At 62.2% G+C, this 24580-nt stretch carries 21 protein-coding genes, 2 rRNA genes and 1 pseudogene; 16 read left to right on the top strand and 8 right to left on the bottom strand.

Going from position 1 to position 24580, the window contains the following annotated elements:
• A 23S ribosomal RNA gene (locus BGRAMDRAFT_RS35125) occupies positions 1-177 on the top strand; the annotation flags it as partial.
• Between the two features lie 219 nt (positions 178-396).
• Positions 397-510, top strand: a 5S ribosomal RNA gene (gene rrf, locus BGRAMDRAFT_RS32240).
• 75 nt (positions 511-585) lie between these two features.
• Here rrf and BGRAMDRAFT_RS32235 read toward each other — a convergent pair.
• Positions 586-840, bottom strand: a pseudogene (locus BGRAMDRAFT_RS32235) (lipocalin family protein); the annotation flags it as partial.
• Between the two features lie 229 nt (positions 841-1069).
• Between BGRAMDRAFT_RS32235 and imuA the strand changes: the two are divergent.
• From imuA to BGRAMDRAFT_RS32220, 3 genes are read left to right on the top strand one after another with little or no spacing between them, the layout of a single operon-like run.
• Positions 1070-1909: a translesion DNA synthesis-associated protein ImuA gene (gene imuA / locus BGRAMDRAFT_RS32230; protein WP_006053119.1), complete on the top strand. Its 840-nt coding sequence runs from the start codon at positions 1070-1072 to the stop codon at positions 1907-1909.
• Positions 1809-3644, top strand: a complete 1836-nt coding sequence (locus tag BGRAMDRAFT_RS35120) for a Y-family DNA polymerase (RefSeq protein ID WP_044022050.1) — start codon at positions 1809-1811, stop codon at positions 3642-3644. The genes imuA and BGRAMDRAFT_RS35120 overlap by 101 nt, the downstream gene beginning before the upstream one ends.
• A 5-nt stretch (positions 3645-3649) precedes the next feature.
• The gene (locus BGRAMDRAFT_RS32220; protein ID WP_006053117.1) at positions 3650-7243 is read left to right on the top strand and encodes an error-prone DNA polymerase; all 3594 of its coding nucleotides are present in this window, start codon (positions 3650-3652) and stop codon (positions 7241-7243) included.
• Between the two features lie 55 nt (positions 7244-7298).
• On the opposite strand, the gene BGRAMDRAFT_RS32215 is transcribed toward BGRAMDRAFT_RS32220, so the two are convergent.
• Positions 7299-8219 carry a dTDP-4-dehydrorhamnose reductase family protein gene (locus tag BGRAMDRAFT_RS32215; RefSeq protein WP_006053116.1) on the bottom strand — a complete coding sequence of 307 codons (921 nt, stop codon included), beginning with the start codon at positions 8217-8219 and terminating at the stop codon, positions 7299-7301.
• Between the two features lie 12 nt (positions 8220-8231).
• Positions 8232-8498 (bottom strand): heavy-metal-associated domain-containing protein, encoded by a 267-nt coding sequence (locus BGRAMDRAFT_RS32210; RefSeq protein WP_006053114.1) that lies wholly within the window; start codon positions 8496-8498, stop codon positions 8232-8234.
• Positions 8499-8618: 120 nt separating this feature from the next.
• Here BGRAMDRAFT_RS32210 and cueR point away from each other — a divergent pair, with 120 nt between their 5' ends.
• The 4 genes from cueR (at position 8619) to BGRAMDRAFT_RS32195 (ending at position 11336) form a co-directional block, all read left to right on the top strand.
• Positions 8619-9071 carry a Cu(I)-responsive transcriptional regulator gene (gene cueR / locus BGRAMDRAFT_RS32205; RefSeq protein WP_006053112.1) on the top strand — a complete coding sequence of 151 codons (453 nt, stop codon included), beginning with the start codon at positions 8619-8621 and terminating at the stop codon, positions 9069-9071.
• Positions 9072-9345: 274 nt separating this feature from the next.
• Complete coding sequence (locus BGRAMDRAFT_RS34185) at positions 9346-9492, top strand: DUF3563 family protein (protein ID WP_006053111.1); 147 nt, start codon at positions 9346-9348, stop codon at positions 9490-9492.
• A gap of 244 nt (positions 9493-9736) precedes the next feature.
• Positions 9737-10078 (top strand): hypothetical protein, encoded by a 342-nt coding sequence (locus BGRAMDRAFT_RS34325; protein ID WP_006053110.1) that lies wholly within the window; start codon positions 9737-9739, stop codon positions 10076-10078.
• Between the two features lie 217 nt (positions 10079-10295).
• On the top strand, positions 10296-11336 hold the full coding sequence (locus BGRAMDRAFT_RS32195; protein ID WP_006053108.1) for an ABC transporter substrate-binding protein: 1041 nt from the start codon (positions 10296-10298) through the stop codon (positions 11334-11336).
• Between the two features lie 68 nt (positions 11337-11404).
• Here BGRAMDRAFT_RS32195 and BGRAMDRAFT_RS32190 read toward each other — a convergent pair whose 3' ends face one another.
• Positions 11405-12250 carry a 23S rRNA (adenine(2030)-N(6))-methyltransferase RlmJ gene (locus BGRAMDRAFT_RS32190; RefSeq protein ID WP_006053107.1) on the bottom strand — a complete coding sequence of 282 codons (846 nt, stop codon included), beginning with the start codon at positions 12248-12250 and terminating at the stop codon, positions 11405-11407.
• Between the two features lie 246 nt (positions 12251-12496).
• On the bottom strand, positions 12497-13468 hold the full coding sequence (locus BGRAMDRAFT_RS32185) for a potassium channel beta subunit family protein (RefSeq protein ID WP_006053106.1): 972 nt from the start codon (positions 13466-13468) through the stop codon (positions 12497-12499).
• 265 nt (positions 13469-13733) lie between these two features.
• On the opposite strand from BGRAMDRAFT_RS32185, the gene BGRAMDRAFT_RS32180 reads away from it, so the two are divergent.
• Both BGRAMDRAFT_RS32180 and BGRAMDRAFT_RS32175 read left to right on the top strand, forming a co-directional pair.
• A complete protein-coding gene (locus BGRAMDRAFT_RS32180) occupies positions 13734-14531 on the top strand; it encodes a 3-hydroxybutyrate dehydrogenase (protein WP_006053105.1) in 798 nt (265 codons plus the stop codon).
• 9 nt (positions 14532-14540) lie between these two features.
• Complete coding sequence (locus BGRAMDRAFT_RS32175) at positions 14541-15779, top strand: DUF3734 domain-containing protein (protein ID WP_006053104.1); 1239 nt, start codon at positions 14541-14543, stop codon at positions 15777-15779.
• A gap of 110 nt (positions 15780-15889) precedes the next feature.
• Here the strand turns inward: BGRAMDRAFT_RS32175 and BGRAMDRAFT_RS32170 are convergent, their stop codons facing one another.
• Positions 15890-17089 (bottom strand): amino acid aminotransferase, encoded by a 1200-nt coding sequence (locus BGRAMDRAFT_RS32170; RefSeq protein ID WP_006053103.1) that lies wholly within the window; start codon positions 17087-17089, stop codon positions 15890-15892.
• 332 nt (positions 17090-17421) lie between these two features.
• Between BGRAMDRAFT_RS32170 and uvrB the strand changes: the two genes are divergently transcribed.
• The 5 genes from uvrB (at position 17422) to BGRAMDRAFT_RS32145 (ending at position 23164) form a co-directional block, all read left to right on the top strand.
• Positions 17422-19515, top strand: coding sequence for an excinuclease ABC subunit UvrB (uvrB, locus tag BGRAMDRAFT_RS32165; RefSeq protein WP_006053102.1), 2094 nt, complete (start codon positions 17422-17424; stop codon positions 19513-19515).
• Positions 19516-19825: 310 nt separating this feature from the next.
• On the top strand, positions 19826-20374 hold the full coding sequence (locus BGRAMDRAFT_RS32160; RefSeq protein WP_006053101.1) for an iron transporter: 549 nt from the start codon (positions 19826-19828) through the stop codon (positions 20372-20374).
• Between the two features lie 129 nt (positions 20375-20503).
• A complete protein-coding gene (locus BGRAMDRAFT_RS32155) occupies positions 20504-20836 on the top strand; it encodes a cupredoxin domain-containing protein (RefSeq protein ID WP_006053100.1) in 333 nt (110 codons plus the stop codon).
• 79 nt (positions 20837-20915) lie between these two features.
• Positions 20916-21761 carry an FTR1 family iron permease gene (locus tag BGRAMDRAFT_RS32150; protein ID WP_006053099.1) on the top strand — a complete coding sequence of 282 codons (846 nt, stop codon included), beginning with the start codon at positions 20916-20918 and terminating at the stop codon, positions 21759-21761.
• Entirely contained in the window at positions 21758-23164 is a 1407-nt protein-coding gene (locus BGRAMDRAFT_RS32145) for a 4Fe-4S binding protein (RefSeq protein ID WP_006053098.1), read from the top strand. The genes BGRAMDRAFT_RS32150 and BGRAMDRAFT_RS32145 overlap by 4 nt, the downstream gene beginning before the upstream one ends.
• A gap of 297 nt (positions 23165-23461) precedes the next feature.
• On the opposite strand, the gene hemP is transcribed toward BGRAMDRAFT_RS32145, so the two are convergent.
• Together hemP and BGRAMDRAFT_RS32135 are read right to left on the bottom strand one after the other, a co-directional pair.
• Entirely contained in the window at positions 23462-23725 is a 264-nt protein-coding gene (gene hemP / locus BGRAMDRAFT_RS32140; protein WP_006053097.1) for a hemin uptake protein HemP, read from the bottom strand.
• A 234-nt stretch (positions 23726-23959) separates the two neighbouring features.
• Positions 23960-24442, bottom strand: coding sequence for an SRPBCC family protein (locus BGRAMDRAFT_RS32135; RefSeq protein WP_006053096.1), 483 nt, complete (start codon positions 24440-24442; stop codon positions 23960-23962).
• Positions 24443-24580 lie beyond the last annotated feature (138 nt).

Below are 24580 nucleotides of genomic sequence, written 5' to 3'. Positions count from 1 at the left end.
GATTCGGAGAGATAACCGCTGAAGCATCTAAGCGGGAAACTCGCCTTAAGATGAGATATCCCCGGGGCTTTAAGCCCCTTGAAGGGTCGTTCAAGACCAGGACGTTGATAGGTCAGGTGTGTAAGCGCAGTAATGCGTTCAGCTAACTGATACTAATTGCCCGTAAGGCTTGATCCTATAACAGGTGTGTGTCGGCAGCCGTTAGTGCTTCAGCACTTATGGATGCCCCACCCTGCGCCACGCGCAGGGTCTTATGCAGACCACACACGGTTGAGTGATCGATGTTGTGCCTCGAACAACACAGCCCAAACAGCTTTACCCTGGTGAGCATCACCAGAAACTACTTCTTCCAGATTGGTTGTGTTGGCCCAAAACCCAGCACGACAACAAGTCATGCCTGATGACCATAGCGAGTCGGTCCCACCCCTTCCCATCCCGAACAGGACCGTGAAACGACTCCACGCCGATGATAGTGCGGATTACCCGTGTGAAAGTAGGTAATCGTCAGGCTCCCCAGCAGTGTCAGAAACCCCACCCCACAAAGGTGGGGTTTCTGCGTTTACAGCGCTGGAAAATACGGCGCCGTCACGGCCCGCCCATGCGCAGAGCGCCCGCATAGCCAGTCAGTTCCAGATACGCCCGCCCGAGCTCCGCGCCATCGCGGCTCACCCGCGCCGCGCCTTCCCAGTACACCGCGCCGGTGGACTGCCGCGAGTCCAGCTCCTGGTCGTCCATCAGCGGATCGGGCTGCCATGTCAGCGCGCCGGTCCTCACCGTCATCGCGACTGGATACGGCGTGTTGGTGCGCGGTGAACGCCACGTGCGGCGCGGCGTGAACTCCTTCTTGCACTCTGTCCTATCGGGCATCCTCCAAGCGCTAAAGCCCCATTTCCCCGGACTAATCGTATCCACCCCCAAGTCGCTTTTCCTTACTCCACAGCGACCTCAGCACCGCTTCTCCGCCTTAACATCACCCTCAAAATACTGTATAAATATACAGTGATAACTCGTCGTCCCTACTCGATCGAGATCGGGCAGGGCGGAGCATTCTCAATTGAACGAGTGGTCTATGGCAGCAGCGATTCAGCTTGTGACAACTCCGCTGTCGTCGCAATTGCGGCGTCAAATGTGGCAGGGCAACGAGCTTGCCGAGGTGGATTCGCGTGTGGTCCCGAGTGGCCACACCGCGCTGGATCGCGTATTGCCTGGACGAGGCTGGCCCGCCGGTGGTGTGACGGAACTGCTGGTCGAGCATTGGGGCGCGGGCGAAATGCGCTTGCTGGCCTACGCGCTTGGTCATCTCACGAAGCAGGCGGGGCGGCATGTGATGCTTGTGGCACCTCCTTTTCAGCCGAGCGCGGCGGCATTGAAGGCGTGGGGCATCGATGTCGAGCGCGTGCTATGGGTGCGCTCGAACGAAGACAAGGCTCTTTGGGCCGCCACTCAGGCATTGAAGCAGGACGGCATCGGCGCGGTTCTGGTGTGGTTGTCGAATGCACGCGCCGATAAAGTCAGGCGCTTGCAGGTCGCGGCTCAAGAATCGGCTTCGCTGGCATTTTTGATGCGCCCTGTAGAGGCCGCTACGCAATCGTCGCCAGCGCCATTACGCATGATTTGCGAGCCGCTTTTGCCGGCTAATGCCGAGACGATCAACCGTCGTCAGTGGTTGCAGGAGATTGGCCTGTCGATTGACATCTTCAAGCGCCGCGGGCCGCCGCTTGCCGAGCCGCTTCGTCTCGTTCTGCCGCTGCAAGGCGTTTTGTTACCCGCGAACGGAGCAAGCAGCCATCAAGGATTAGAGACTCAACATGTTGTGGATCGCCGTCGCATTGCCTCTCTTGTCGCTGGAAGCGGTAAAACCGCTGACATCGCTTCCGGATGGTTCGTCCGCGAAGCAGAATCGGTGTGAGCCGAGCCGCGACGCAAACCCGCCGTGCGATGCCGGAAACATCGCCGACGCGCACTGCTATGCGCTCGCTGACCACGCACATATTCTGCTGCCGGACGTCGATGCCTTGCGCGCCGGTGTGCAACCCGGCCATTCGCGTTCCTACGCGCTGGCTTTGGCGCCGGGGCTCAAACTGCTCACCGCCGACGCCACCCGCGAAACTCAGGCATTCGAAGCAATCGCGCTTGCCCTGTTGACGTACACGCCGAAGGTCTCGCTGGCCGACACGCATACCTTGCTGCTGGAAGTCGGCTCCGGCTTGAGGTTGTTCGGTGGCTTGCGAGCCTTGTTGTCGCGGGTGTCGTCCACGGTCGCGGAATTCGGTTATACCGCGCGTATCGCGTGTGCGCCTACGGCGTGGGGCGCCTGGTTATTGGCGCAGGCACGCGCCAACCGGCAGGGGCGCCGCTGGCATGTGGTAAAGGAGACTTCGCTCACGCGTGTGCTCGACCGTTTGCCCGTGTCGCTGCTGCCGGTTGCGCAAACGCATCGCGACGCGTTCGTGCATGTCGGATGCACGACCCTCGCCGATTTGCGTCAATTGCCCAGAGCGGGCGTGGTCCGGCGGTTTGGCGGCGGCATTCTGGACCTGCTGGCGCAGGCGTATGGCACGCGCCCCGATCCACGCGAATCGTTTCGCGCGCCCGCGTCGTTTCATGCGCAGCTCGAATTGCCGTCGCGCGTCGATAACGCCGATGCGCTCCTGTTCGCCGCGCGTCGGCTGATCGTGCAGTTGGCCGGTTGGCTGAGCGCGCACCATGCGGCGCTGAGCGGTTATACGTTGCTGCTCGAGCATGAATTGGCGTCCCGCCATTCGCCGAAGACATCGAGCTTGAAGGTCGCGTGGGCCATACCGTCGCGTGATGCAGAGCATTTGATCTGGCTGTTGCGCGAGAAACTGAATCAGACGGTTCTCGCGGCGCCCGTCATCGAATTGAAGCTGGTCGCGGATCAGATCGCCGAATACGCCGGCCAGTCCGACACTTTGTTTCCCATGCCCGAATCGGACGGTGAGTCGATCGCGCGTCTGCTCGAACGCCTGAGCGCCCGGTTGGGACCGGAGAACGTGCTGCAAATGTCGGTGCAGGACGATCATCGCCCCGAACACGCCATGCGCGTCGAGGCGTACCAGGCTCAGGATTTTGCGCGCAAGAAGCGCTCGCAGGCGAAAGCGCGGCCCAGAATCAAAGCGGATAAAACCTGGCTAACCGATGAGTTGCGAAACGCCGCGGCTGAAGGCGCATCACCCTCGAGCGCGGCGGAAACGGACGCGGAAGCGAAAAAGCAGACCACCCCGCGCCCATCCGCAGCGACGAACGCAAAAACCGCCACTGCCTTCACTCCTCAGCAAGCACCTCAGCAAGCACCTCAGCAAGCACCTCAGCAAGCACCTCAGCAAGCACCTCAGCAAGCACCCCAAGCCTCACTAAACCTCCCCGACAGCGCCTTACCTTCTCAACCTCGCCCTATCTGGATGCTCGATAAACCCCTACGCCTGATGATGCGTGACCAGCGGCCGATCTATCGCCGGCCGCTGAAAATGCTCACGCGTACCGAGCGGATCGAAGCGGGCTGGTGGGACGGCGATCGCGTGGAGCGCGATTACTACGTCGCCGCCGACGATCGCGGCCATATGTTCTGGGTGTACCGCGAACGTATCAGCGGCGATTGGTATTTGCAGGGTTTATTCGGTTGAGCATCATGACGGTATCCGCGTCCGCGCTTCTTCCTCCGCAGCCGCCCGCCTCGAATTTGCCGGCGTATGCGGAGCTGCATTGCCTGACCAATTTCTCGTTCCTGCGTGGCGCCTCGCATCCGCATGAACTCGTTGAACGCGCGATGCTGCACGGCTATAGCGCGCTCGCCATTACCGACGAGTGCTCGCTCGCGGGCGTCGTACGCGCTCATACGGCGTTAAAGGAAATCGGGGAAGAGCAGAACCGTCTGCGCAAGGAAATCGAGGACAAGCTGAAAGCGGCCCGGCCGCCGGAAGCCGGTCCGCTTCCGAAAGAAGTCTTGGACGAAGCGATACGACAGGAGGCCCTGGAAAATGAGGTGTTGAAACCTCTGCCTCAACTGATCATCGGCAGCGAACTGAATCTGACGGACGCAGCCGGCGAGCCTTTCTGCACTCTGGTTGCGCTTGCAGCGAACCGCAACGGTTACGGCAATCTTTCCGAATTGATCACGCTCGGCCGCTCGCGCGCGGAGAAGGGCAGCTACCGGCTAAGCCCGTCGGATTTCACCGATTCGTTGCCGCATCTCGAGCATCTGCGGGCTCTGCCTGACTGTGTGCTGCTGCTTGTGCCGCAGCGCACGGCTACGCTGTCGCACATACTGCATTGCGCGCATTGGCTCGCGTCGTTCGCCGCCAACCGCGCGTGGATCGCGCTCGAACTTTGGCAAACCGGCAGCGACGATCTTCAGATCGACGCCTTGCGGATGATTTCGCAAGCGAGCGGCCTACCGCTCGTCGCGGCGGGCGGCGTTCTGATGCACACGCGATCGCGCAAGCCCTTGCAGGACACGATGACCGCCATTGGCCTGAACACGCCGCTGTCGGCATGCGGCCACGCGCTCGAAGCTAATGCCGAACGGCACATGCGCACGCGGGTGCGTCTGAGCAAACTCTATCCGCGCGATACGCTCGAGGAAACGCTCAATATCGCCGCGCTGTGCCGCTTCTCGCTCGACGAACTCAAGTACGAGTATCCCGAAGAACTGGTGCCTGCGGGAGAGTCGCCGTCGAGCTATCTGCGCAAGCTCGTCATGGCGGGTGCGGCGGAGCGCTGGCCGAACGGCCTGGACCTGAAGCGCATCGATCAGATCGAAAAGGAACTGAGCCTGATCGCCGATCTGAAATACGAAAAGTACTTTCTGACGGTGCACGACATCGTGAGCTTCGCGCGCTCCAGAAACATTCTTTGCCAAGGCCGCGGTTCGGCGGCGAATTCGATCGTCTGCTATTGCCTGCATGTGACCGAGATCGACCCCGTGCATATGAACATGCTGATCGAGCGCTTCATCTCGCGCGCGCGCAACGAGCCGCCCGATATCGACGTCGACTTCGAGCATCAGCGCCGCGAGGAGGTGATCCAGTACATCTATGCGAAGTACGGGCGTCATCGCGCGGCGCTGACCGCGTCGCTGATCACCTACCATGTGCGCAGCGCATTGAAGGACGTCGGCAAGGCGCTGGGTCTCGAGGCATCGTTGATCGAGCGAATCAGCAAATCGCAGCAATGGTGGGACGGTTCCGAAGCAGTGGCCGGCTATCTCGCGGAAGCGGGTTTCGACGCCAACTCTCACATCACCAGAAATCTGATTCGCCTCACGAAGGAATTGCGCCTGTTTCCGCGGCATCTGTCGCAACACGTCGGCGGCTTTGTGATTGCGAAGGACAAGCTCTCGCGGCTCGTGCCAATCGAAAACGCGACGATGAAAGACCGCAGCGTGATCGAATGGGACAAGGACGATATCGACGCGCTCAAGCTGCTGAAAGTCGACGTGCTGGCACTGGGCATGTTGTCGGCCATTCGGCGCGCGCTGGAGTTCGTCGCGCTAAGACGCGGCTTTCCGCAGTTCCGCGTGCAGGACATTCCGCGCGAAGACCGCGCCGTCTACGAAATGTGCGGCCATGCCGATACGGTCGGCGTGTTCCAGATCGAATCGCGCGCGCAGCAAAGCATGCTGCCGCGCCTGAAGCCGAACAAGTATTACGACCTCGTGATCGAAGTCGCGATCGTGCGGCCGGGGCCGATTCAGGGCGGCATGGTGCATCCGTATTTGCGCCGCAAGCAGGGCCTCGAACCGATCGACTACGCGAAGGACGAGCTGCGGCCCGTGCTCGAACGCACACTCGGCGTGCCGATTTTCCAGGAGCAGGTCATGCATCTGGCGATGGTCGCCGCAAAGTACACCGGCGAGCAGGCCGACCAGTTGCGACGCGCAATGGCGGCCTGGCGGCGCACCGGCAACCTCGCGAAGTATCAGAAGGACCTGAGCGACCGCATGTCGGCGCGCGGCTACGAGCCGGAATTTATCGACCGTATCTGCCAGCAGATCGAAGGTTTCGGCGAGTATGGTTTCCCGGAGAGCCATGCGGCGAGTTTCGCGCTGCTCGTCTATCTGAGCGCGTGGTTAAAGCGCTATGAGCCGGCGGCTTTTCTGGCCGGACTGCTCAATAGCCAGCCGTTGGGTTTTTATTCGCCGTCGCAACTCGTGCAGGATGCGAGGCGCCACGGCGTCAAGGTATTGCCGCCCGATGTGACGCTGAGCGACTGGGAATCGACCTTCGAGAAGCGCGATCGCGAAGGCGAGCGGATCGCGCCGGGCGAAACCTGTTTGCATCGTCAGCAGGCCGTCTTGTCCGCGCAGCAGTTGCGCGATCTTTCGCTGCGCCGCCTGAGAGTGAACCGGACGATCCGGCGCGCGGCGAAGCGGCTGACCGCGCGCGTGTTTCAAGCGCCCGGCACTTATGGCGCGCACGGGCCCGCCGTGCGTATCGGCCTGCATCTGATCAAGGGACTCGCGCAGGCGGCTGCCGAGCGCATCATGGCCGCTCGCCGCGATGCGCCGTTTACGAACGTCGACGATCTCGCGCGACGCGCGGCGCTGACGCGGCGCGATCTCGAAGCGCTCGCGGCGGCGAACGCGCTGACGAGTATCGCGGGTCATCGGCGGGAAGCATGGTGGGCCGTGACCGCCCAGCATATTGTTCCCAAGCTGCTGCGCGATGCGCCGATCGCGGAAGCGCCGCTCGCGTTGCCGCAGGCCGACGAGGCCCGGGAGATCGTCGACGATTATGCGAGCCTCGGCCTCACGCTCAATCGTCATCCGCTTGCGTTGTTGCGCGCGCGTCTCGCGAAGCAGCGTTTTCGCACGGCGGCGGATCTCGCCGCGTGTCAGCACGGCACGCTCGCGCGGGCATGCGGCATCGTCACCGTGCGGCAGCGGCCGGGCACGGCGAACGGCACCATCTTCGTTTCAATCGAAGACGAAACCGGCTCGATCAATGTGATCGTCTGGCCGTCGCTGGTGGAAAAGCAGCGCAAGGCGCTGCTGGGCTCTTCGCTGCTCGCGGTCTATGGTGTCTTGCAGCGCGACGACGGCGTCGCCACTGGCGGCAATCAGGGCAACCCGGGCAATCAGGGCGAGCAGACCGCGCCTGCGAGTCAGGCGGGCAAGACGAGAAAGAAACACAAAGGCGAGGTGGTGCACCTGGTCGCTCATCGTCTGGAAGACTTAAGTGAGTGGCTCGGCGACCTGGCCACCGCGAGCCGCGATTTTCACTGATGCGCGGTTGAATGTGCGCTTGATGCGCGCTCGCCGCAGCTCGCCGCTCCGCGCGTCAAACGGCCGTATCGCCGCGCCACGGAAACGCGGCGAGCACCTCGCGTATCGCCGTATCGAACGGCGTGCGCCGGCCAATGCCAAGCTCCTCGAGCCGCTCCGACGCAAGATGGCAGTTATGCGGGCGAGGCGTCGCATCGGTCGGCGTGTGCTGCGGCGTCAGGTGCGCATCGAGTTGCAGCGCTTCTGCAAGGCGCACCGCGATCTCGTACTTGGTCATCGGTTCGTCGCCCGACCAATGGACGATGCCGCGAATCGCGTTGCCCGCGGCATGACGCTCGAGCATCTGCCGGATCACGAACGCGACGTCCGGCGTGAAGGTCGGATAGCGAATTGCCCATGCGTCCATGCTGGCCGGCTGGCCGTGTGCCGAAGCCGACGCCGCAATCGCGGGCACGAGGCTCGTCACGGCGGACTCCGCCCAATCGACAATCGGCCCATACAGCAGCGGCAAGCGCAGCACACAGCCGAAGTCGGTCGTCGCGGTTAACGCGTGCTCGCCTTCGAGCTTGCTGCGCCCGTACGCGTTGAGCGGCGCGGGCGCGGAATCCGGCCGATAGGGCGGATGAGTGCCGTCGAAAACATAATCGGTGGAAATCGACAGCGTCCAGGCGCCGCGCCGCTGCGCCGCGGCCGCGATCGCGCGCACCGCGTCGACATTGAGCGCGCGGGCCAGTTCCGGCTGACGCTCGCACACGTCCGGCCGACGCTCGGCGGCGGCAATCACGAGCGCATCCGGCGCTTCGCGTTCGACAAACTGCTCGATTGCCCGCGAGTCGCGGACATCGAGCGGGACAGTGTCCGGCGCAGGGCGGCTGAACGCGGTGCCGACGACTTGCCAGGTTGGCTGCCTCGCCAACTCGTCGACAATAGCGCGGCCGAGCAGACCCGACGCTCCAATCACGGCGACCTTGAACATGAGCGCGTCCGCCTAGTGCGCGACGCCGCCGGCCGCGCCACTCGCCTCGTCGGGCGATACGCCTTTCACCTCGCCTTTGACCGCGCCTTTGACTGTGTACCCGGCCTCGTCGATGGCGGCCTTCAACGCCTCCACAGATTGCGTCGATTCAACCGCCACGCGGCCCGCCGCCAGATCCACCTGAACTTGCGCGCCGTCGTCGTGCTCGCGGATAGCGTTCGTGACTGCAGCCACGCAGTGCTGGCAGCTCATACCTTCGACCTGGAATTCGGTTTTCATCGGATTGCCTCGCGAAATAACGTTGCGACAGTTGAATTATGCCTGCCGGACCGAATTTAAGTGGCTGACCTTCCCATCATGGGAACGTGTACGATCGAGCCGATCAGTGGAGAAACGGTGATGAATATTGGCGAAGCGGCCCGCGCGTCGGGCGTCACGGCGAAGATGATTCGTTACTACGAGAGCGTCGGCTTGCTGGCGGCAAAAGCACGCACGAGCGCCGGCTATCGGGTTTACGGGCCGCAGGAGGTCCATTCGTTGCGTTTTATTCGTCAGGCGCGCCGGCTCGGTTTCCTCGTGGAAGACATTCGACGGCTATTGGCGTTGTGGCACGACCGCACGCGCGCGAGCGCCGAAGTCAAGGCGATCGCGCTGGATCACGTGGCCGACCTGGATCGGCGCATCGCCGAGCTCACCGAGATGCGCGACACGTTGGCGCATCTCGCGAACCATTGTCATGGCGACGACCGCCCGGACTGTCCGATTATCGAGCGGCTCGCCGATGCGGACTTGCTTTGTGAAGACAAGCGCGCGGATTGCCACGGGCTACCGTCGGTGAAGGCGCAGCATTGAGAGGCCTTGCGAGGTGCAACCTGCACGTCGCGCACCGAAGTTGTGCAAAAAAATGATGACTTCCAAGCCGCTCACAAATGCGCGACTAACAGAAACCAAAGAAATCAACGCGTTGTCTGCACCATCAAGGTGCGGTATTCCAAAATGGAATGCACATCATGCGAGCATTTCACTGGCGCGGTTGCACCATCAGCCTATAATTCGGGTTAACCCGTCTACGGGAAATCCCTGATGCCCAATCCACCGGGGATTCATTTGATCCTTGGAGAACATCATGTTTGCATACATCCTCGAAAAGCTGAGCACCTGGTTTGAAACTGCCGAACGCGATCGCCGCGAAGCGTATCTGGCGTCGTCGTCGGATATCGTCCAGCTCGAACAGCGTATCCGCTCGCTCGAAACCAACGGCTACTCGCTGTAAAGTTTCATTTGACGGCGCCAGCGTGCAGGTCGCACTGCCAGCGCAGTCGCAGTAAGCGGTAGAAGTGGTAGTTCAGTGTCAAGCCCCGTCTTTGCGGGGCTTTGTCACATCTGGGCCTTTGTGATCGCGAACCGGACGCCCAAACACGAGGATGGCGAATATCGACTAGCCTCCTGGCGCGTGTCGCGGTAAGGTAGGGCGTCCTCCGCGCAATCCGGCCTTGCCGACTCGAACCGGTCCGCCCATGTCTCCAATCCGCTCGCTTAAACCTGTCCTCGCTGTCGTTGCAATCTCGTTGGCTACGGTCAGTGCCGCATCTAGCGTATTTGCCGCGTCGAGTAATAGCCGCAAGCCGGTGATTCTCGACACGCAAAGCGGGATCAGCGACGGGCAAAGCGGCACGGTCCTGCAAACCGCGCCGCTTTCGCGGGAGCCCATCGTCGAAGCGCGCCCGATCGCAACGCCCACCGAACTCGCGCCGAACTCATCGGTGCCGATCATCGTCGCGCCTTATATCCAGTTGCCCGTCGGCGGCGCCGTGCCGCAGCCGCAGATCCAGCCGGGTCCGCCGCCGCATCGGCAATAACACAACTGCGCTGTCCCGGCCCGCAGCCTATCGGTCGCGCAGTACGCCGACACGTCCAGTCGTCACAGCGCGCCGGGCGCGGCCATTCGGGTTTGGGCGCATGGCGCGCCTGAAGTCGGACGACGACAATCTTCAGGCGGTCTCTCTCGCCCAAGTCCGGCCAACGGTAGCCGGCCCAACGACCGCATCGAACGAAATAGAAAAAAGGAGACGACAAATGCCTTCTCACTGGATGCGGCGTGCCGCCGGCCTGTGCGCTACGCTTTTTGCCATCGCGGCACTGGACGGCGTAGCGTTCGCGAAAGACACGCCCGAAAAGCCGGCCTTGACGATGGCCGTCGGCGGGTTGCCCGGTCTTTATTATTTGCCGGTGTTGACGGCGCAGCAACTGGGCTATTTCAAGGACGAAGGTCTCGACGTCACGCTTGAAGATTTCGCGGGTGGATCGAAAGCGCTCGAAGCCGTGGTGGGCGGCAGTGCGGATATCGGCGCGGGTGCCTTCGAGCACACGCTTTTCATGCAGGCCAAAGGCCAACGCTACCGGGCTTTCGCACTGATGGGCCGCGCGCCGCAGATCGTGGTCGCGGTCTTGACGTCGAAAGCCGACAAGATAAAAACGCTCGCGGACTTCAAAGGCGCCAAGGTCGGCGTGAGCGCGCCGGGATCGTCGACCGATCTGGTGCTCACCGTCGCATTGCGCAAGGCCGGCGTGCAGCGCAGCGACATCGCGGCGATCGGCGTGGGCAGCGGCGCGACCGTGCTGGCGGCGGTCGGCAACGGGCAGATCGACGCGCTTTCCAACGTCGATCCGATGATGACGAAGCTCACGCGCAGCGGTGCAATCAAGGTGCTGGTGGACACTCGCACGGTTAAGGGCACGCAGGAGGTGTTCGGCGGCACGATGCCCGCAGCCACGCTTTATGCACCCGAGAGTTTCATCCAGAAGTATCCGAAGACGACGCAGGCGCTCGCGAACGCCATTGTGCGCGCGGATCACTGGTTGCAGACCGCGAGCGATGCCGATCTGCTGAAGATGGTGCCGCCGGCCTATCTGCTCAACGATTCCGCGCTATATGTGGAGGCTTTTCACAACGTGCGCGACGCCTATTCGCCCGATGGCCTGATGCCCCCAGACGGCCCGGCGACTTCGTTGCGCGCGCTGGCGTCGTTTGATAACCGGCTCGATCCGAAGAAGATCGATCTGAACGCGACGTTTACGAACGACTTCGCACGCAAGGCGGGGGCGCAACTCAAGTGAGCGCGCAATTCAATTGACGGCGCGGCCGGAGCGCGCCGTCAACTGCGGGCCGCGCGCCCACGCGGAATTCAATCGCCGCGATATTCCACCTTGAACTGCGCGGCCTTGTCCTCGCCGAGCGCGCTCACCAGCCAAGGCATCTGATCCTTCAGCATTTTGTGCAGCGTGTACGGCGGATTGAGGATGAACATGCCGCTGCCGAACAGACCAAAACCGTCTTCCGGCGGATTGCTGACAGTCAGGCTCACATGCAGCCAGTTGCGGTCCTGCAGCTTTTTTAGCTGCTCCGGAAAGCGCTGCGATTCCGGGCGCCTCACCTGCGGATACCAGACGGCGTAGGTGCCGGTCGGAAAGCGCTTCAGACTCTCTTCGACGCAACGAAGCGTGCGCGTGTAATCGCGCTTGTCTTCATATGACGGATCGAGCAGCACCAGCGCGCGACGCGGCGCTGGCGGGAGCAGCGCGAGAATGCCGTCGAAACCGTCGCCTGCGTATAGCATCGCGCGACGGCCCGCATCGCGGAAGTTGTGGCGCAACACGTCGATTTCGGTGCTGTGCAGCTCGAACAGACGCATGCGGTCCTGCTCGCGCAGTTGCCGCCACGCGATGTACGGCGAACCCGGATAGAAGCGCAACTGGCCGTCGGAATTGAGTGCGGCGACTTCATCGACATAATCGGCGAAGAGCGGCGGTAGATCGTTGCGCTCCCACAGCTTTGCGATACCTGTCTGGAACTCGCCCGTCTTGACGGCGTAGCCTTCCTTCAGCGAATAGACGCCCGCGCCGGCATGCGTGTCGATATACCAGTAGGCTTTGTCCTTCTGGCCGAGATAGCGCAATAGCTGCAACACGACCGCGTGTTTGAGGACGTCGGCGTGATTGCCTGCATGAAAGGCGTGGCGGTAGCTGAGCATATGAGGAGACGCTGAAAGAGGCGTGCCGTTCCAGGCTGGAACCGGCGATGCGGATGCAATGCGGATGCAATACGGCGGCACGGCGGCAACGAGCGCCGGAGTGCAGCGCGGTCGCGTATTGTACGCGACGCCGGGCACCGCGCCGCACGGTGATTTGCCTGGTGTGCGCTTCACACCAGCCGATGCACCGTGCGCCGGCCACGCTTTTGCCGTGGCCGCGCAACCGGCGCGGTTCCCGCAGCGCTGTCAGTCGTACGCGTCGCCGATAATGCCTTCGATCCGCTCCTTGATCTCCGGCGTGATCCGCTCGGCGACCTCGGCGGACTTCATGTTCTCGCCGATCTGCTCGACGCGCGATGCGCCGGTAATCACAGTGCTGACATGCGGATTCTTCAGAACCCACGCAATTGCAAGCTGGCCGACCGTGCAGCCGAGTTCGTCGGCCACTTCGCCGAGCTTGCCGACCACATTGTTCTTGCCTTCATCGGTGACCTGTTTGCGCAGCCAGTCGTAACCTTGCAATTGCGCGCGGCTTTCCGCGGGCACGCCGTTGCGATACTTGCCGGTCAGAAGGCCGGACGCGAGCGGACTCCACGTGGTCAGCCCAAGGCCGATATCTTCGTAAAGACGCTTGTATTCCTGCTCCACGCGCTTGCGATGAAACAGGTTGTATTGCGGCTGCTCCATGACCGGCTTATGCAGATGATGCCGCTCCGCAATCTCGTAAGCAGCGCGGATTTCGTCCGCGCTCCACTCGGACGTGCCCCAGTACAACGCCTTGCCGCGCGTGATCATGTCGCTCATTGCCCATACCGTTTCTTCGACCGGCGTGTTTGGGTCCGGGCGATGGCAGAACACCAGATCGACATAGTCGAGCTGCAAACGTGCGAGCGATGAATCGATTGCGTTGAGCAGATACTTGCGGTTCAGCGTGTGGTACTGATTGGGCGCTTCCTGCAGTCCCCAGAAAAACTTGGTCGACACCACATAGCTCACGCGCGGCCATGCCAGTTCCTTGAGCGCCTGACCCATGATCTCTTCGGATTTGCCGCCGGCGTAGACCTCCGCGTTGTCGAAGAAGTTGACGCCCGCGTCGCGCGCGGCCGCGAGCGATTCGCGCGCCGCGCGATGATCGACCTGATTGCCGTACGTGACCCACGAGCCGATGGACAGTTCGCTGACCTGCAGGCCCGAGCGACCTAAACGCCGATAATTCATGCAATTCTCCTCGATAGTGAAGCGACCGGAATCCTGGCGGAACGCCTAGTTTAAATACATAAGCCTGGGCGTGCTTTTTACCGATCGATTCCATACGGTTCATGCACAATAGCAGGATTGGCCGCAGTGCAACATTCGGCCGAACGGCATAGGAGAAGGCCTATGCGCGCCTATGCGCGCGTAATCGGCGCCTATGCCGTTCGGCTGACTTCACGCTGCGCGCGGCTCGTGGTCTCATTGCTCATCAACTGCATGGAGGTTCTGGATGTCGTCACTGAACACAAATCTGAATGGCAAGGTCGCGGTGGTTACCGGGGCCGCGAGCGGCATCGGCAAGCAGATTGCGTTGACCCTTTCGGCAGCGGGCGCGGCTGTCGCGATCGCCGACCTGAATCAGGACGGCGCGAACGCCGTCGCTGAAGAAATCAGGAAGGGCGGCGGCAAGGCGATCGGCATCGCCATGGACGTCACCAACGAAGACGCGGTCAACCAGGGCATCGACAAAGTAGCGGCCGAGCTGGGCTCCGTCGACATTCTTATTTCCAATGCCGGCATTCAGATCGTCAACCCGATCGAGAACTACTCGTTCTCCGACTGGAAAAAGATGCAGGCGATTCACGTGGACGGCGCCTTCCTGACCACGAAGGCAGCGCTCAAGCACATGTACAAGGACGATCGCGGCGGCATCGTGATCTACATGGGCTCGGTGCACTCGCACGAGGCGTCGCCGCTCAAGTCCGCTTACGTGACGGCCAAGCATGCGCTGCTCGGGCTCGCGCGCGTGCTCGCCAAGGAAGGCGCGAAACACAACGTGCGTTCGCATGTCGTGTGTCCCGGCTTCGTGCGCACGCCGCTTGTCGACAAGCAGATTCCCGAACAGGCGAAGGAACTGAACATCAGCGAAGAAGAAGTCGTCAAGCGCGTGATGCTCGGCGGCACTGTCGATGGTATTTTCACCACCGTCGAAGACGTCGCGCAAACCGTGCTGTTTCTCTCGACTTTCCCCACGGCGGCACTGACGGGTCAGTCCTTCATTGTGAGCCACGGCTGGTACATGCAATAAGGAGGCGTCATGGCGCAACGCAATCTCAAGCAGGCGCGCCTCGGCGTGCCGGGCAATGAGGGAGGTGCGGGCGCCGGCGCGGCGTCCGCCACGGCTCCGGGCTCGCGCATTCAAGTGCCGGACTACGAAACCATCGCGCTCACGCTGCAGGGCGGCGGTGCATTGGGCGCGTATCAGGCCGGCGTTTTTCAGGGGCTTCACGAAGCCGGCATCGAGCCGAACTGGCTGGCGGGCATTTCCATCGGCGCGTTGAATACCGCGATCATCGCGGGCAATCCGCCGGAAAAGCGGGTGGAACGGCTGCTGCAATTCTGGGAGACCATCTGTCAACCGGCGTTCGGTTTGCCGCTGCCGGCGTTTATCGAGCATGCGTTCTTCAACTCGAGCGACGCCGTGCGTAAAGCGTTCACGGCAACGCAGGCGCTCGGCGCACTCGTCGAGGGGCAAAAGGGCTTCTTTGTGCCGCGCTTTCCGCCGCCTTTGCCAACGGTGTCGGGACCGCCTCAGGCGGCGAGCTATTACGACACGGCGCCGCTCAAAGCCACGTTGGAAAGCCTGTGCGATTTCGACCGCATCAACTCGCGGGAAATGCGTGTGTCCGTGGGCGCAGTCAATTGCGGCACGGGGAATTTCGCGTATTTCGACAATACGCACACCACGCTGAGGGCCGAGCACTTCATGGCGTCCGGTGCGTTGCCGCCAGGTTTCGCGGCGGTTGAAATCGACGGCCAGTATTACTGGGACGGCGGTTTGATGTCGAATACGCCGCTCTACGAGGTGATGCAGACCACGCCGCGGCGCGACACGCTCGCGTTTCAGGTCGATCTGTGGAGCGCAATCGGGCCGGTGCCGGACAGCATCACCGACGTGCAGGGGCGCATGAAAGACATCCAGTATTCGAGCCGCACCCGTCTCGTGACCGACATGCTGCAACGCTCGCAACGTTTCCGGCACGTGCTGCGCGAGGTGCTGGACCGTGTGTCGCCGGACCAGCGCGACGACCCCTGGTGCAAACTCGCGGAAGATCTATCGTGCTCGAAGCGCTACAACGTGATCCATCTCATCTACCGGCAGAAGGAATACGAAGGGCACTACAAGGACTTCCAGTTCGGCTTGCCGACCATGCGTGAGCATTGGCAAAGCGGGCTGGACGACATCCGTCATTCGCTTTCGCAACCGGACTGGCTTGCCATGCCGGATAACGACGCGGGTTTCGTCACGCACGACATTCATCGCGACGGGCGCTGACAGGCGAGTCGGCAAGTTCTGAGCCGCAAACAGAAACGGCGCCCTTCATGGGGCGCCGTTTCATATTCAGCTTCAATAAAAGCGCACCTAAGCGCGCTTTGCAAAAAGCTTTACTTCAACACATGCGCAACGGCGTTGGCCACCACGTCGAGGTTGCGCGTGTTCAACGCGGCCACGCAGATGCGGCCCGTGCCCACCGCATAAATGCCGAACTCTTCGCGCAGACGGTCGACTTGCGGCGCCGTCAGACCCGAGTACGAGAACATACCGCGCTGCGCATTGACGAAGCTAAAGTCGCGATCCACGCCGCTCGCTTTCAGGCGCTCGACCAGACCGTTGCGCATCGCGCGGATGCGGTCGCGCATTTCAGCGAGTTCCGTTTCCCACGTGGCGCGCAATTCCGGCGACGCAAGCACCGCCGCGACCACGGAGCCGCCATGCGTCGGCGGGTTCGAGTAGTTCGTGCGGATCACGCGCTTGAGTTGCGACAGCACGCGCGTGGCTTCTTCCTTGCTGCCCGTGATGATGGACAGCGCGCCGATACGCTCGCCGTACAACGAGAACGACTTCGAGAACGACGACGAAACGAACACGTTCAGTTCCGACGCGGCGAAGAGGCGCACGGCCGCAGCGTCAGACTCGATGTTGTCGCCGAAACCCTGATAGGCGATGTCGAGGAACGGCACCAGGTTGCGCGCCTTGACGACTTCGACGATCTGCTTCCACTGCTCGACGCTCAGGTCGACGCCCGTCGGGTTGTGGCAGCACGCATGCAGCACGACGACCGTGCCCGCGGCATAGCTGTTGAGCGCGCTCAGCATGCCGTCGAAATTCACGCCGTGCGTATGCGCGTCGTAGTACGGATACGAGACCACTTCAAAGCCTGCGGCTTCGAAGAGCGCGCGGTGGTTTTCCCAGCTCGGATCGCTGATCGCGACCTTGCCGTTCGGATTCAGCCGCTTCAGGAAGTCCGCGCCGATCTTCAGCGCGCCCGTGCCGCCCAGCGCTTGCGCCGTCACGACGCGGCCCGCGGCGATCAGCGGCGAATCGTTGCCGAGCAGCAGCTTTTGCACGGCTGCGTCGTAGGCGGCGATACCTTCGATCGGCAGATAGCCGCGCGGCAGCGCCGCTTCGACACGCGCCTTTTCCGCGTCGCGCACGGCGCGCAGCAGCGGAATCTTGCCTTCTTCGTTGAAATACACGCCAACGCCGAGGTTGACCTTGGTGGGGCGCGGGTCGGCGTTAAAGGCTTCGTTCAGGCCCAGAATCGGGTCGCGGGGAGCAAGTTCGACGGCGGAGAACAGAGACATGGTGGGTGGCCAGCAGTAGTGAAAAGAGGGCGGCTACGAGCATGCGCGACCGTGCCGGCTGCGTCTGATGCAAAACGCCAACGCCGGATGACGCAAAACGCGGACAGAGGCAAGCGAGCGCAACTTCGCATTGTAACGAATCTGCGAACGTTTTTCGGACGATAGCGCCCGTTGGCGGGCTCATTTGCTTGAAAAACAGGCAGGGCGCCGCTAAATGCAAGACGGACTGTTCTCGCGCCGCTGCCGTCCTACGCGGATCCGTGCAGTCCGTGCCCGATCCGACTTTCCGCAACCCGTTAGAATAGTTTTTTGCCCAAGGCGCTGCCGTCCCCATGTCCGAACAACACCTGACCGAAGCCGAAGATACGCTCGACGAATCCAAATTCGTCCGCTTCGAAGGCTCGCCGTTCCAGCTTTACCAGCCGTATCCGCCCGCCGGCGACCAGCCGACGGCGATCGAGACGCTCGTCGAAGGCATCGAGGACGGTCTCTCGTTCCAGACGCTGCTCGGCGTGACCGGCTCGGGCAAGACCTTCACGATGGCCAATACCATCGCGCGGCTCGGCCGTCCGGCTATCGTGTTCGCGCCGAACAAGACGCTCGCCGCGCAGCTTTACTCGGAGTTCCGCGAGTTCTTTCCGCGCAACGCGGTCGAGTACTTCGTCTCGTACTACGACTACTATCAGCCGAAAGCGTACGTGCCGCAGCGCGACCTGTTCATCGAGAAAGATTCGTCGATCAACGAGCATATCGAGCAGATGCGGCTGTCGGCCACCAAGAGCCTGATGGAGCGGCGCGACGTGGTGATCGTCGCGACCGTGTCGGCCATTTACGGTATCGGTAATCCGTCCGAATACCACCAGATGATTCTTACGCTGCGCACCGGCGACAAGCTCGGCCAGCGCGACATCATCGCGCGGCTGATTGCGATGCAGTACAACCGCAACGAAGCCGACTTCCAGCGCGGCTCGTTCCGCGTGCGCGGCGACACGATCGACATTTTCCCGGCCGAGCACGCGGAAATGGCGGTGCGCGTGGAATTGTTCGACGACGAAGTGGAAACGCTGCAACTGTTCGATCCGCTTACCGGCCGTGTGCGTCAGAAAATTCCGCGCTTCACCGTGTATCCGTCGTCGCATTACGTGACGCCGCGCGATACGGTTGTGCGTGCAGTCGAAACCATCAAGGCGGAGTTGCGCGAGCGGCTGGAGTTCTTCTATAGCCAGGGCAAGCTCGTTGAAGCGCAGCGGCTCGAACAGCGCACGCGCTTCGATCTGGAAATGTTGCAGGAGCTTGGTTTCTGCAAAGGCATTGAGAATTACTCGCGGCACTTTTCCGGCGCGGCGCCCGGCGAGCCGCCGCCCACGCTGGTCGATTACCTGCCGCCAGACGCGATCATGCTGCTCGACGAGTCGCATGTGCTGATCGGCCAGTTGAACGGCATGTACAACGGCGACCGCGCGCGCAAGGAAAATCTGGTCGACTACGGTTTCCGTCTGCCGTCCGCGCTCGACAACCGGCCGCTGAAGTTCAACGAGTTCGAGCGCAAGATGCGCCAGGTCGTGTTCGTGTCGGCGACGCCCGCGGACTACGAAAAGAAGACCGCGGGGCAAGTGGCCGAGCAGCTCGTGCGCCCCACCGGACTCGTTGACCCGGAAATCGAGGTGCGCCCGGCGCGCAGCCAGGTGGACGACGTGCTCGCCGAAATCAACGAGCGCGTGAAGGCGGGCGACCGCGTGCTCGTCACCGTGCTGACCAAGCGCATGGCCGAGCAATTGACGGAGTTTCTCGCCGACCACGGCGTCAAGGTGCGCTATCTGCACAGCGACATCGACACGGTCGAGCGGGTCGAAATCATCCGCGACTTGCGGCTCGGCACGTTCGACGTGCTCGTCGGTATCAACCTGCTGCGCGAAGGTCTGGACATTCCGGAAGTGTCGCTCGTCGCGATTCTCGACGCCGACAAGGAAGGTTTCCTGCGCGCCGAACGCTCGCTGATCCAGACGATCGGCCGGGCGGCGCGTAACGTGAACGGCAAGGCGATCCTGTACGCGGACAAGGTGACGGATTCAATGCGCCGCGCGATCGACGAAACCGAGCGGCGGCGTGCGAAGCAGATCGCCTTCAACCTCGAGCGCGGCATCACGCCGCGCGGCGTGGTGAAGCGGATTCGCGACATTATCGACGGCGTGTACAACGTCGACGACGCGCGCGCCGAGCTGAAAGAGCAGCAAACGCGCGCCAAGTTCGAGGACATGTCCGAGAAGCAGCTTGCCAAGGAACTGAAGCGCCTCGAAAAGCAGATGATGGAGCACGCGAAGAATCTCGAATTCGAGAAAGCCGCTCAAACGCGCGACCAGCTTGCGTTGCTGCGGCAGCGCGTGTTCGGGGCGAATGTCGGCGATCACGTATCGGGCGTCGAATAAATCACGCGGCGGCCCAAAGCAAGGACAAGGACAAGGCGCGGCAATCCGCCGCGTCCTGTTCTTACATCCGAAAAGGCGGCTTGGCCCGCCTGCCATCTCCCACACGTCGTTTCTTAAGACACCCTTAAGACCCTGCTGCCATAAGGCTTCGCGTGCGTTCGTATTTGTTCCGGCAAGCGAACAATGATAAACTCGCCCAATATTGAGAATGGTTCGCATTAACGTTCAATTATGCGATCTGCTTCGGTTGGTTGTCCGACGCACTGTTCCAATGGGATCGAATCGAGTCAGATAAAAACAAGGAGTTTCAATGCGGATTTCTTCATTTGTGCGCGCTGGGGTTGCAGCGGCGGCGGCCGTCGCGGCGCTGTCGGCAACGGCGGCCGAGTATCCGATCGGCAAGCAGCAGATCCAGGGCGGCATGGAAATCGGCGCGGTGTATCTGCAGCCGATCACGATGGAACCGGAAGGCATGATGCGCAAGGCGTCGGACTCGGACATCCACCTGGAAGCCGACATCCACGCAGTCAAGAACAATCCGACCGGTTTCGCGGAAGGCGACTGGATGCCGTATCTGCAAGTGCGTTACGAACTGACGAAGGCCGGTTCGAAGGACACGCAAAAGGGCGATCTGATGGCGATGGTCGCCAACGACGGCCCGCACTACGGCGACAACGTCAAGCTGCAAGGCCCGGGCAAATATCACCTGAAGCTGACCGTCGAAGCGCCGATGCAAACCGGCCACATGGCGTTCGGCCGTCACGTCGACAAGGAAACCGGCGTGGGTCCGTGGTTCAAGCCGTTCACGCTTGAATACGACTTCACGTTCGCTGGCATCGGCAAGAAGGGCGGGTACTGATCTCCACGCTTTGCCGCAGCGGCTCGCATCGCAGTATGCGAGCCATCCGTGGCAAATGAGTGAATGCGAGTGAATGCAGCAGGCGGCGCGCGGGATTTATGCCTCGCGCCGCGTTTTCTGGAAACACCAATGAGAATCAACCGAAAGATCGCAGTCCTGGCATCGTCGATTCTGCTGGCGGGCGCGGCTCAGGCAGCCGATCTGCTCACCTTCAAGCTCGAAATGAACGACGGCAAGCTGACGCCGGCGCGCATCGAAGTGCCGGCAGGGCAGCGCATCAAGATCGAGGTGCGCAATACGGGCAAGGGTGCGGCCGAATTCGAAAGCGTCCAGTTGCGCAAGGAAAAAGTCCTCGCGCCGGGCGCCGATTCGTTCGTGGTGATCGCTCCGCTCTCGCCGGGCGAGTACAAGTTTTTCGACGATTTTCACCAGCAGGCGCAGGGCGTGATCGTCGCGAAGTAGCGGTGCTGGCGAGGCGGACGCGGGGCACCCGGCCCGCCGTCGCCAGCGACAGCAGTGGCAGTGCAGAAGGGAGTGCTTGATGGGTCAGATTCTATTCATCGTGTGGCGGGAAAGTGTCGAGGCGTTGCTGGTCGTCGGCATTCTGTACGCGTGGCTGAAAAATGGCGACGACGACGCGCGCCGCGGTTTGCCGTACCTGTGGGGCGGCGTCGTGGCCGGCCTGATTGCGGCGGTGGCGCTCGGCGCGGCGCTCGTCGGTTTCACCGAAGTGCTGTCCGGCGACGCGCAGGACTACTTCCAGACCGCGATGGTGCTGGTCGCCTGCGTGCTGATCGTGCAAATGGTGCTGTGGATGAAGCAGCACGGCCGCTCGCTCAAGCGCGATATGGAACGCTCGCTGCAACAAAGCCAGCGCGACTCGAACTGGTGGGGCGTGGCGCTGCTCGTCGCACTCGCCATCGCGCGTGAAGGCAGCGAAACGGTGATTTTCCTGTACGGCCTCGGCTTCGGCCAGTCGGGTCATGTGGACGGCACGCAGATGCTCGCGGTGCTGATCGGCCTCGCGCTCGCGCTCCTCACGTTCTACGTGCTGCAGTTGGGCGGCAAGGTCTTCTCGTGGCGGCTCTTTTTCCGCGTCACGGAAATCATGCTGCTGTTCCTGGGCGCGGGTCTGTTTCAGACGGGCGTCGACAAGCTGATCGACAAGGAAGTCCTGCCGACCATCGTCGACCAGTTGTGGAACACGTCGGGCATTCTCGACGATTCGAGCACCTTCGGCTCGCTGGTCGCCACGCTCACCGGCTATCGCGCGCATCCGGCGCTGATGAACCTGATCGCGTATGCGGTGTACTGGGCGGTCGTCTATCTGCTGCTGCGGCGCGCGAACCGCAAGCCGGCGCAGCAGGCCGCAGGGCGCGCAGCATGAGTACGTTGATGACCCGTCCGGGGCGGCTCGCCGCGGCGGGGCAGTGGATGCAGCGGCACGGTTCCGTGATCCGCGGCATCCAGTGGGTCGTGGTCGCCGTGTATGCGCTGCTGATCGTCGTGCCGGCGGTGATGCCGCTGCCCGACGACAGCGCGCATTTGTGGAACAACCTGACGCTTGCCGCGCAGTTCGTGTTCTGGGGCATCTGGTGGCCGTTCGTGCTGCTGTCGATGGTGATGCTCGGGCGCGTCTGGTGCGGCGTGCTGTGTCCGGAAGGCGCGCTCGCGGAGTTCGCCAGCAAGCACGGCCGCGGCAAGGCGATTCCGCACTGGATGCGCTGGGGCGGCTGGCCGTTCGTCGCGTTCGGCATCACGACCATTTATGGTCAGATGGTGAGCGTGTACCAGTACCCGAAAGCGGTGCTGCTGGTGCTCGGCGGCTCGACGCTCGCGGCTATCGTCATCGGCCTGCTTTACGGGCGCGAGAAGCGCGTCTGGTGCAAATACCTCTGCCCCGTGAACGGGGTTTTCTCGCTTCTGGCGCGCCTCGCGCCGTTCCACTACAAGGTCGATGAAGACGCATGGCGCCGTTCGTACAAGAACGGCGAGCACGGGCATCGCGTGATTCCGATTAATTGCGCGCCGCTCGTGCCGTTGCGCAACATGAAGGGCGCGTCCGACTGCCACATGTGCGGCCGTTGCAGTGGCCACCGCGACGCGATTGCGCTGACGTGGCGCGCGCCGTCGTCGGAAGTCGTGCAGCTCGGCGACAAGCAGGCGAACGTGTGGGACACCGCGCTGATTCTGTACGGCCTGCTCGGCATCGCGATCGGCGCATTTCACTGGACCGCTTCGCGCTGGTTCATCGACCTGAAGATGTTCTTCGCGACCTGGCTCGTGGATCGCGACATCACCTGGCCGCTGCAGACCAATGCGCCGTGGTTCCTGTTCACGCATTACCCGGAACAGAACGACGTGTTCTCGTGGCTCGACGGCACGATGGTGATCGGCTATATCCTCGCGACGGCGCTTGTCTACGGCACCGCGCTGCTCGTTCTGATGATGGGCGCGACGCGCACGCTCGGACGTTTCAGCAGCGTGCGTCTGCATCATCTGACGCAAGGGCTGATTCCGCTTGCCGGTGCCGGCGTGTTTCTGGGTTTGTCCGCGACCACGCTGTCGCTGCTGCGGGCCGAGCATGTGCCGTTGTGGTGGGCGTCGGACGTGCGCATCGCGATTCTTGCCATTGCGAACGTGTGGAGCGCGTGGCTCGCATGGCTCGTCACGCGGCGTTACAGCGAGCACTTCGTGCGGCGCGGTCTCGCGATGCTGTGGTTCATCGCGGCACTGGCCGTGGTGGATAGCGCGTGGTGGTTGATGTTTTGGGGCTGGGCGTCGAAGTAGACGAGTCTTTCGCGCAATCCGTCCCGTTCGCCTCGATCTCGAATCGTAGGCCGCAAAAACAAAAGCCGTGGAGATGACCTCATCTCCACGGCTTTTTCATTGACATGACCGTGCACGGCGTTTCGTGCGCGCGTCGGCGGGAACCGAAAAAAGCGGCCTGGCTGGCTGCGAACGGCTGGCTTGGTGTCTGCACGAAGGGGTCTAGTTCTCACGTGCAAGCCGTCGTGGCTGGCTAATGCCCAACACCTCTCTAGGAGGTGGTCCCCACAATACCTGGTACTGAAATACGGTTCGTCGTTACTTCGTCAGAATCAGCTTGCCGAGACGCGTGGCGCGCAACTGGTACGTCTCGCCGTTGTGCACGATGCTGATGTGACTGTGTCCTTGCAGCAAAGCGTCGCTGCGCAACACGCGCTCGCCCGTTTCCGCCGATTCGTTCGCCCGGCTGGCAGCGGGCCTGACCGCAGCCGTCGATGTGACCGCCGCCGATTTCGGACGGCTGGTCAGCGCGGCAGCCGAACGGCGCAGGCTGAGCGTGGTAGGGCGAGTGGTATCGGTCATTCGTCTTTGCCGTTGCTTGATTCGATGGATGAATTCTAAATGATAACCATTCCTATTTACAAGCGGCAGAAATTCATCGGATCAGAGTTTCGATAGTCGGGGAAGGTGGGTGGTACAGCGCGCGTTGCGGCGGCACGAGGCGCCGCGCCTTTGGTTGCAACCGAAGGCACGGCTTCCGCCCGCTGCAACTCGCCAGCGCGGCCCCAGCCGTTGACTAACGTTCGCTACAGCGAGTCAGTGCAGCGAACCCGGCTCCTGCTTCGCCTGCACGAACTGACGGATCAGGCGCACGGTATCGATGTCGTTCTCGCGATACGCGGACTTCACGATCTCCTGCGTCTGCACGGCGTCCTGGTCGTTGGACACGGGCAGCGTGGTCGCGTATTCGAAGCGCAAGAATAGCTGCAGCTCGTCCGGCTGTTCGATGGTCATGGTCAGCGAGCCGCCGACGTAATCCGCCGTCGGCAGGATGTCGTAGCGCACGCTTTGGCTTTCGTGCAGCGTGACGCGGTCGCGGACCGTCGCCTGGCCGTAGTGCAGCTCGCGTTCGAGCGTGTTGCCTTCGCGCGAAAGAATCGTGCAACTGTCGAGTCCGATCACGAACAGTTGCGGCTGTTCGGCGCGCAGCACGAGCCCTTCCCACAACTGCTCGCGGGTCATCGAGTCGACAAACGGGTTCAACGGATCGTTGATCTGGATAAGGTGTTCGAAATTCAAGACGACAGCATCCTATGAAAGCGTTGCAAGCGCTGCAAGCGTTAACGCAACTCGGCCGGCTACGCGCTTGCCGGGCCGTTCGCAAGTCACGCGACGGTCAGACCGGAACGGATCGTGATCGAGCGCGTGAGGATCTTG

It is taken from the genome of Paraburkholderia graminis C4D1M (assembly GCF_000172415.1).
GTDB lineage: Bacteria > Pseudomonadota > Gammaproteobacteria > Burkholderiales > Burkholderiaceae > Paraburkholderia > Paraburkholderia graminis.
The sequence above is the reverse complement of the archived record's forward strand: the minus strand, read 5'-3'. Positions and strand labels throughout refer to the sequence as shown.

Bases quoted from the DNA above. Each gene is read 5' to 3' on its own strand.
- imuA (WP_006053119.1), top strand. From the start codon at position 1,070: ATGGCAGCAGCGATTCAGCTTGTGACAACTCCGCTGTCGTCGCAATTG.
- BGRAMDRAFT_RS35120 (WP_044022050.1), top strand. From the start codon at position 1,809: ATGTTGTGGATCGCCGTCGCATTGCCTCTCTTGTCGCTGGAAGCGGTA.
- BGRAMDRAFT_RS32220 (WP_006053117.1), top strand. From the start codon at position 3,650: ATGACGGTATCCGCGTCCGCGCTTCTTCCTCCGCAGCCGCCCGCCTCG.
- BGRAMDRAFT_RS32215 (WP_006053116.1), bottom strand. From the start codon at position 8,219: ATGTTCAAGGTCGCCGTGATTGGAGCGTCGGGTCTGCTCGGCCGCGCT.
- BGRAMDRAFT_RS32210 (WP_006053114.1), bottom strand. From the start codon at position 8,498: ATGAAAACCGAATTCCAGGTCGAAGGTATGAGCTGCCAGCACTGCGTG.
- cueR (WP_006053112.1), top strand. From the start codon at position 8,619: ATGAATATTGGCGAAGCGGCCCGCGCGTCGGGCGTCACGGCGAAGATG.
- BGRAMDRAFT_RS34185 (WP_006053111.1), top strand. From the start codon at position 9,346: ATGTTTGCATACATCCTCGAAAAGCTGAGCACCTGGTTTGAAACTGCC.
- BGRAMDRAFT_RS34325 (WP_006053110.1), top strand. From the start codon at position 9,737: ATGTCTCCAATCCGCTCGCTTAAACCTGTCCTCGCTGTCGTTGCAATC.
- BGRAMDRAFT_RS32195 (WP_006053108.1), top strand. From the start codon at position 10,296: ATGCCTTCTCACTGGATGCGGCGTGCCGCCGGCCTGTGCGCTACGCTT.
- BGRAMDRAFT_RS32190 (WP_006053107.1), bottom strand. From the start codon at position 12,250: ATGCTCAGCTACCGCCACGCCTTTCATGCAGGCAATCACGCCGACGTC.
- BGRAMDRAFT_RS32185 (WP_006053106.1), bottom strand. From the start codon at position 13,468: ATGAATTATCGGCGTTTAGGTCGCTCGGGCCTGCAGGTCAGCGAACTG.
- BGRAMDRAFT_RS32180 (WP_006053105.1), top strand. From the start codon at position 13,734: ATGTCGTCACTGAACACAAATCTGAATGGCAAGGTCGCGGTGGTTACC.
- BGRAMDRAFT_RS32175 (WP_006053104.1), top strand. From the start codon at position 14,541: ATGGCGCAACGCAATCTCAAGCAGGCGCGCCTCGGCGTGCCGGGCAAT.
- BGRAMDRAFT_RS32170 (WP_006053103.1), bottom strand. From the start codon at position 17,089: ATGTCTCTGTTCTCCGCCGTCGAACTTGCTCCCCGCGACCCGATTCTG.
- uvrB (WP_006053102.1), top strand. From the start codon at position 17,422: ATGTCCGAACAACACCTGACCGAAGCCGAAGATACGCTCGACGAATCC.
- BGRAMDRAFT_RS32160 (WP_006053101.1), top strand. From the start codon at position 19,826: ATGCGGATTTCTTCATTTGTGCGCGCTGGGGTTGCAGCGGCGGCGGCC.
- BGRAMDRAFT_RS32155 (WP_006053100.1), top strand. From the start codon at position 20,504: ATGAGAATCAACCGAAAGATCGCAGTCCTGGCATCGTCGATTCTGCTG.
- BGRAMDRAFT_RS32150 (WP_006053099.1), top strand. From the start codon at position 20,916: ATGGGTCAGATTCTATTCATCGTGTGGCGGGAAAGTGTCGAGGCGTTG.
- BGRAMDRAFT_RS32145 (WP_006053098.1), top strand. From the start codon at position 21,758: ATGAGTACGTTGATGACCCGTCCGGGGCGGCTCGCCGCGGCGGGGCAG.
- hemP (WP_006053097.1), bottom strand. From the start codon at position 23,725: ATGACCGATACCACTCGCCCTACCACGCTCAGCCTGCGCCGTTCGGCT.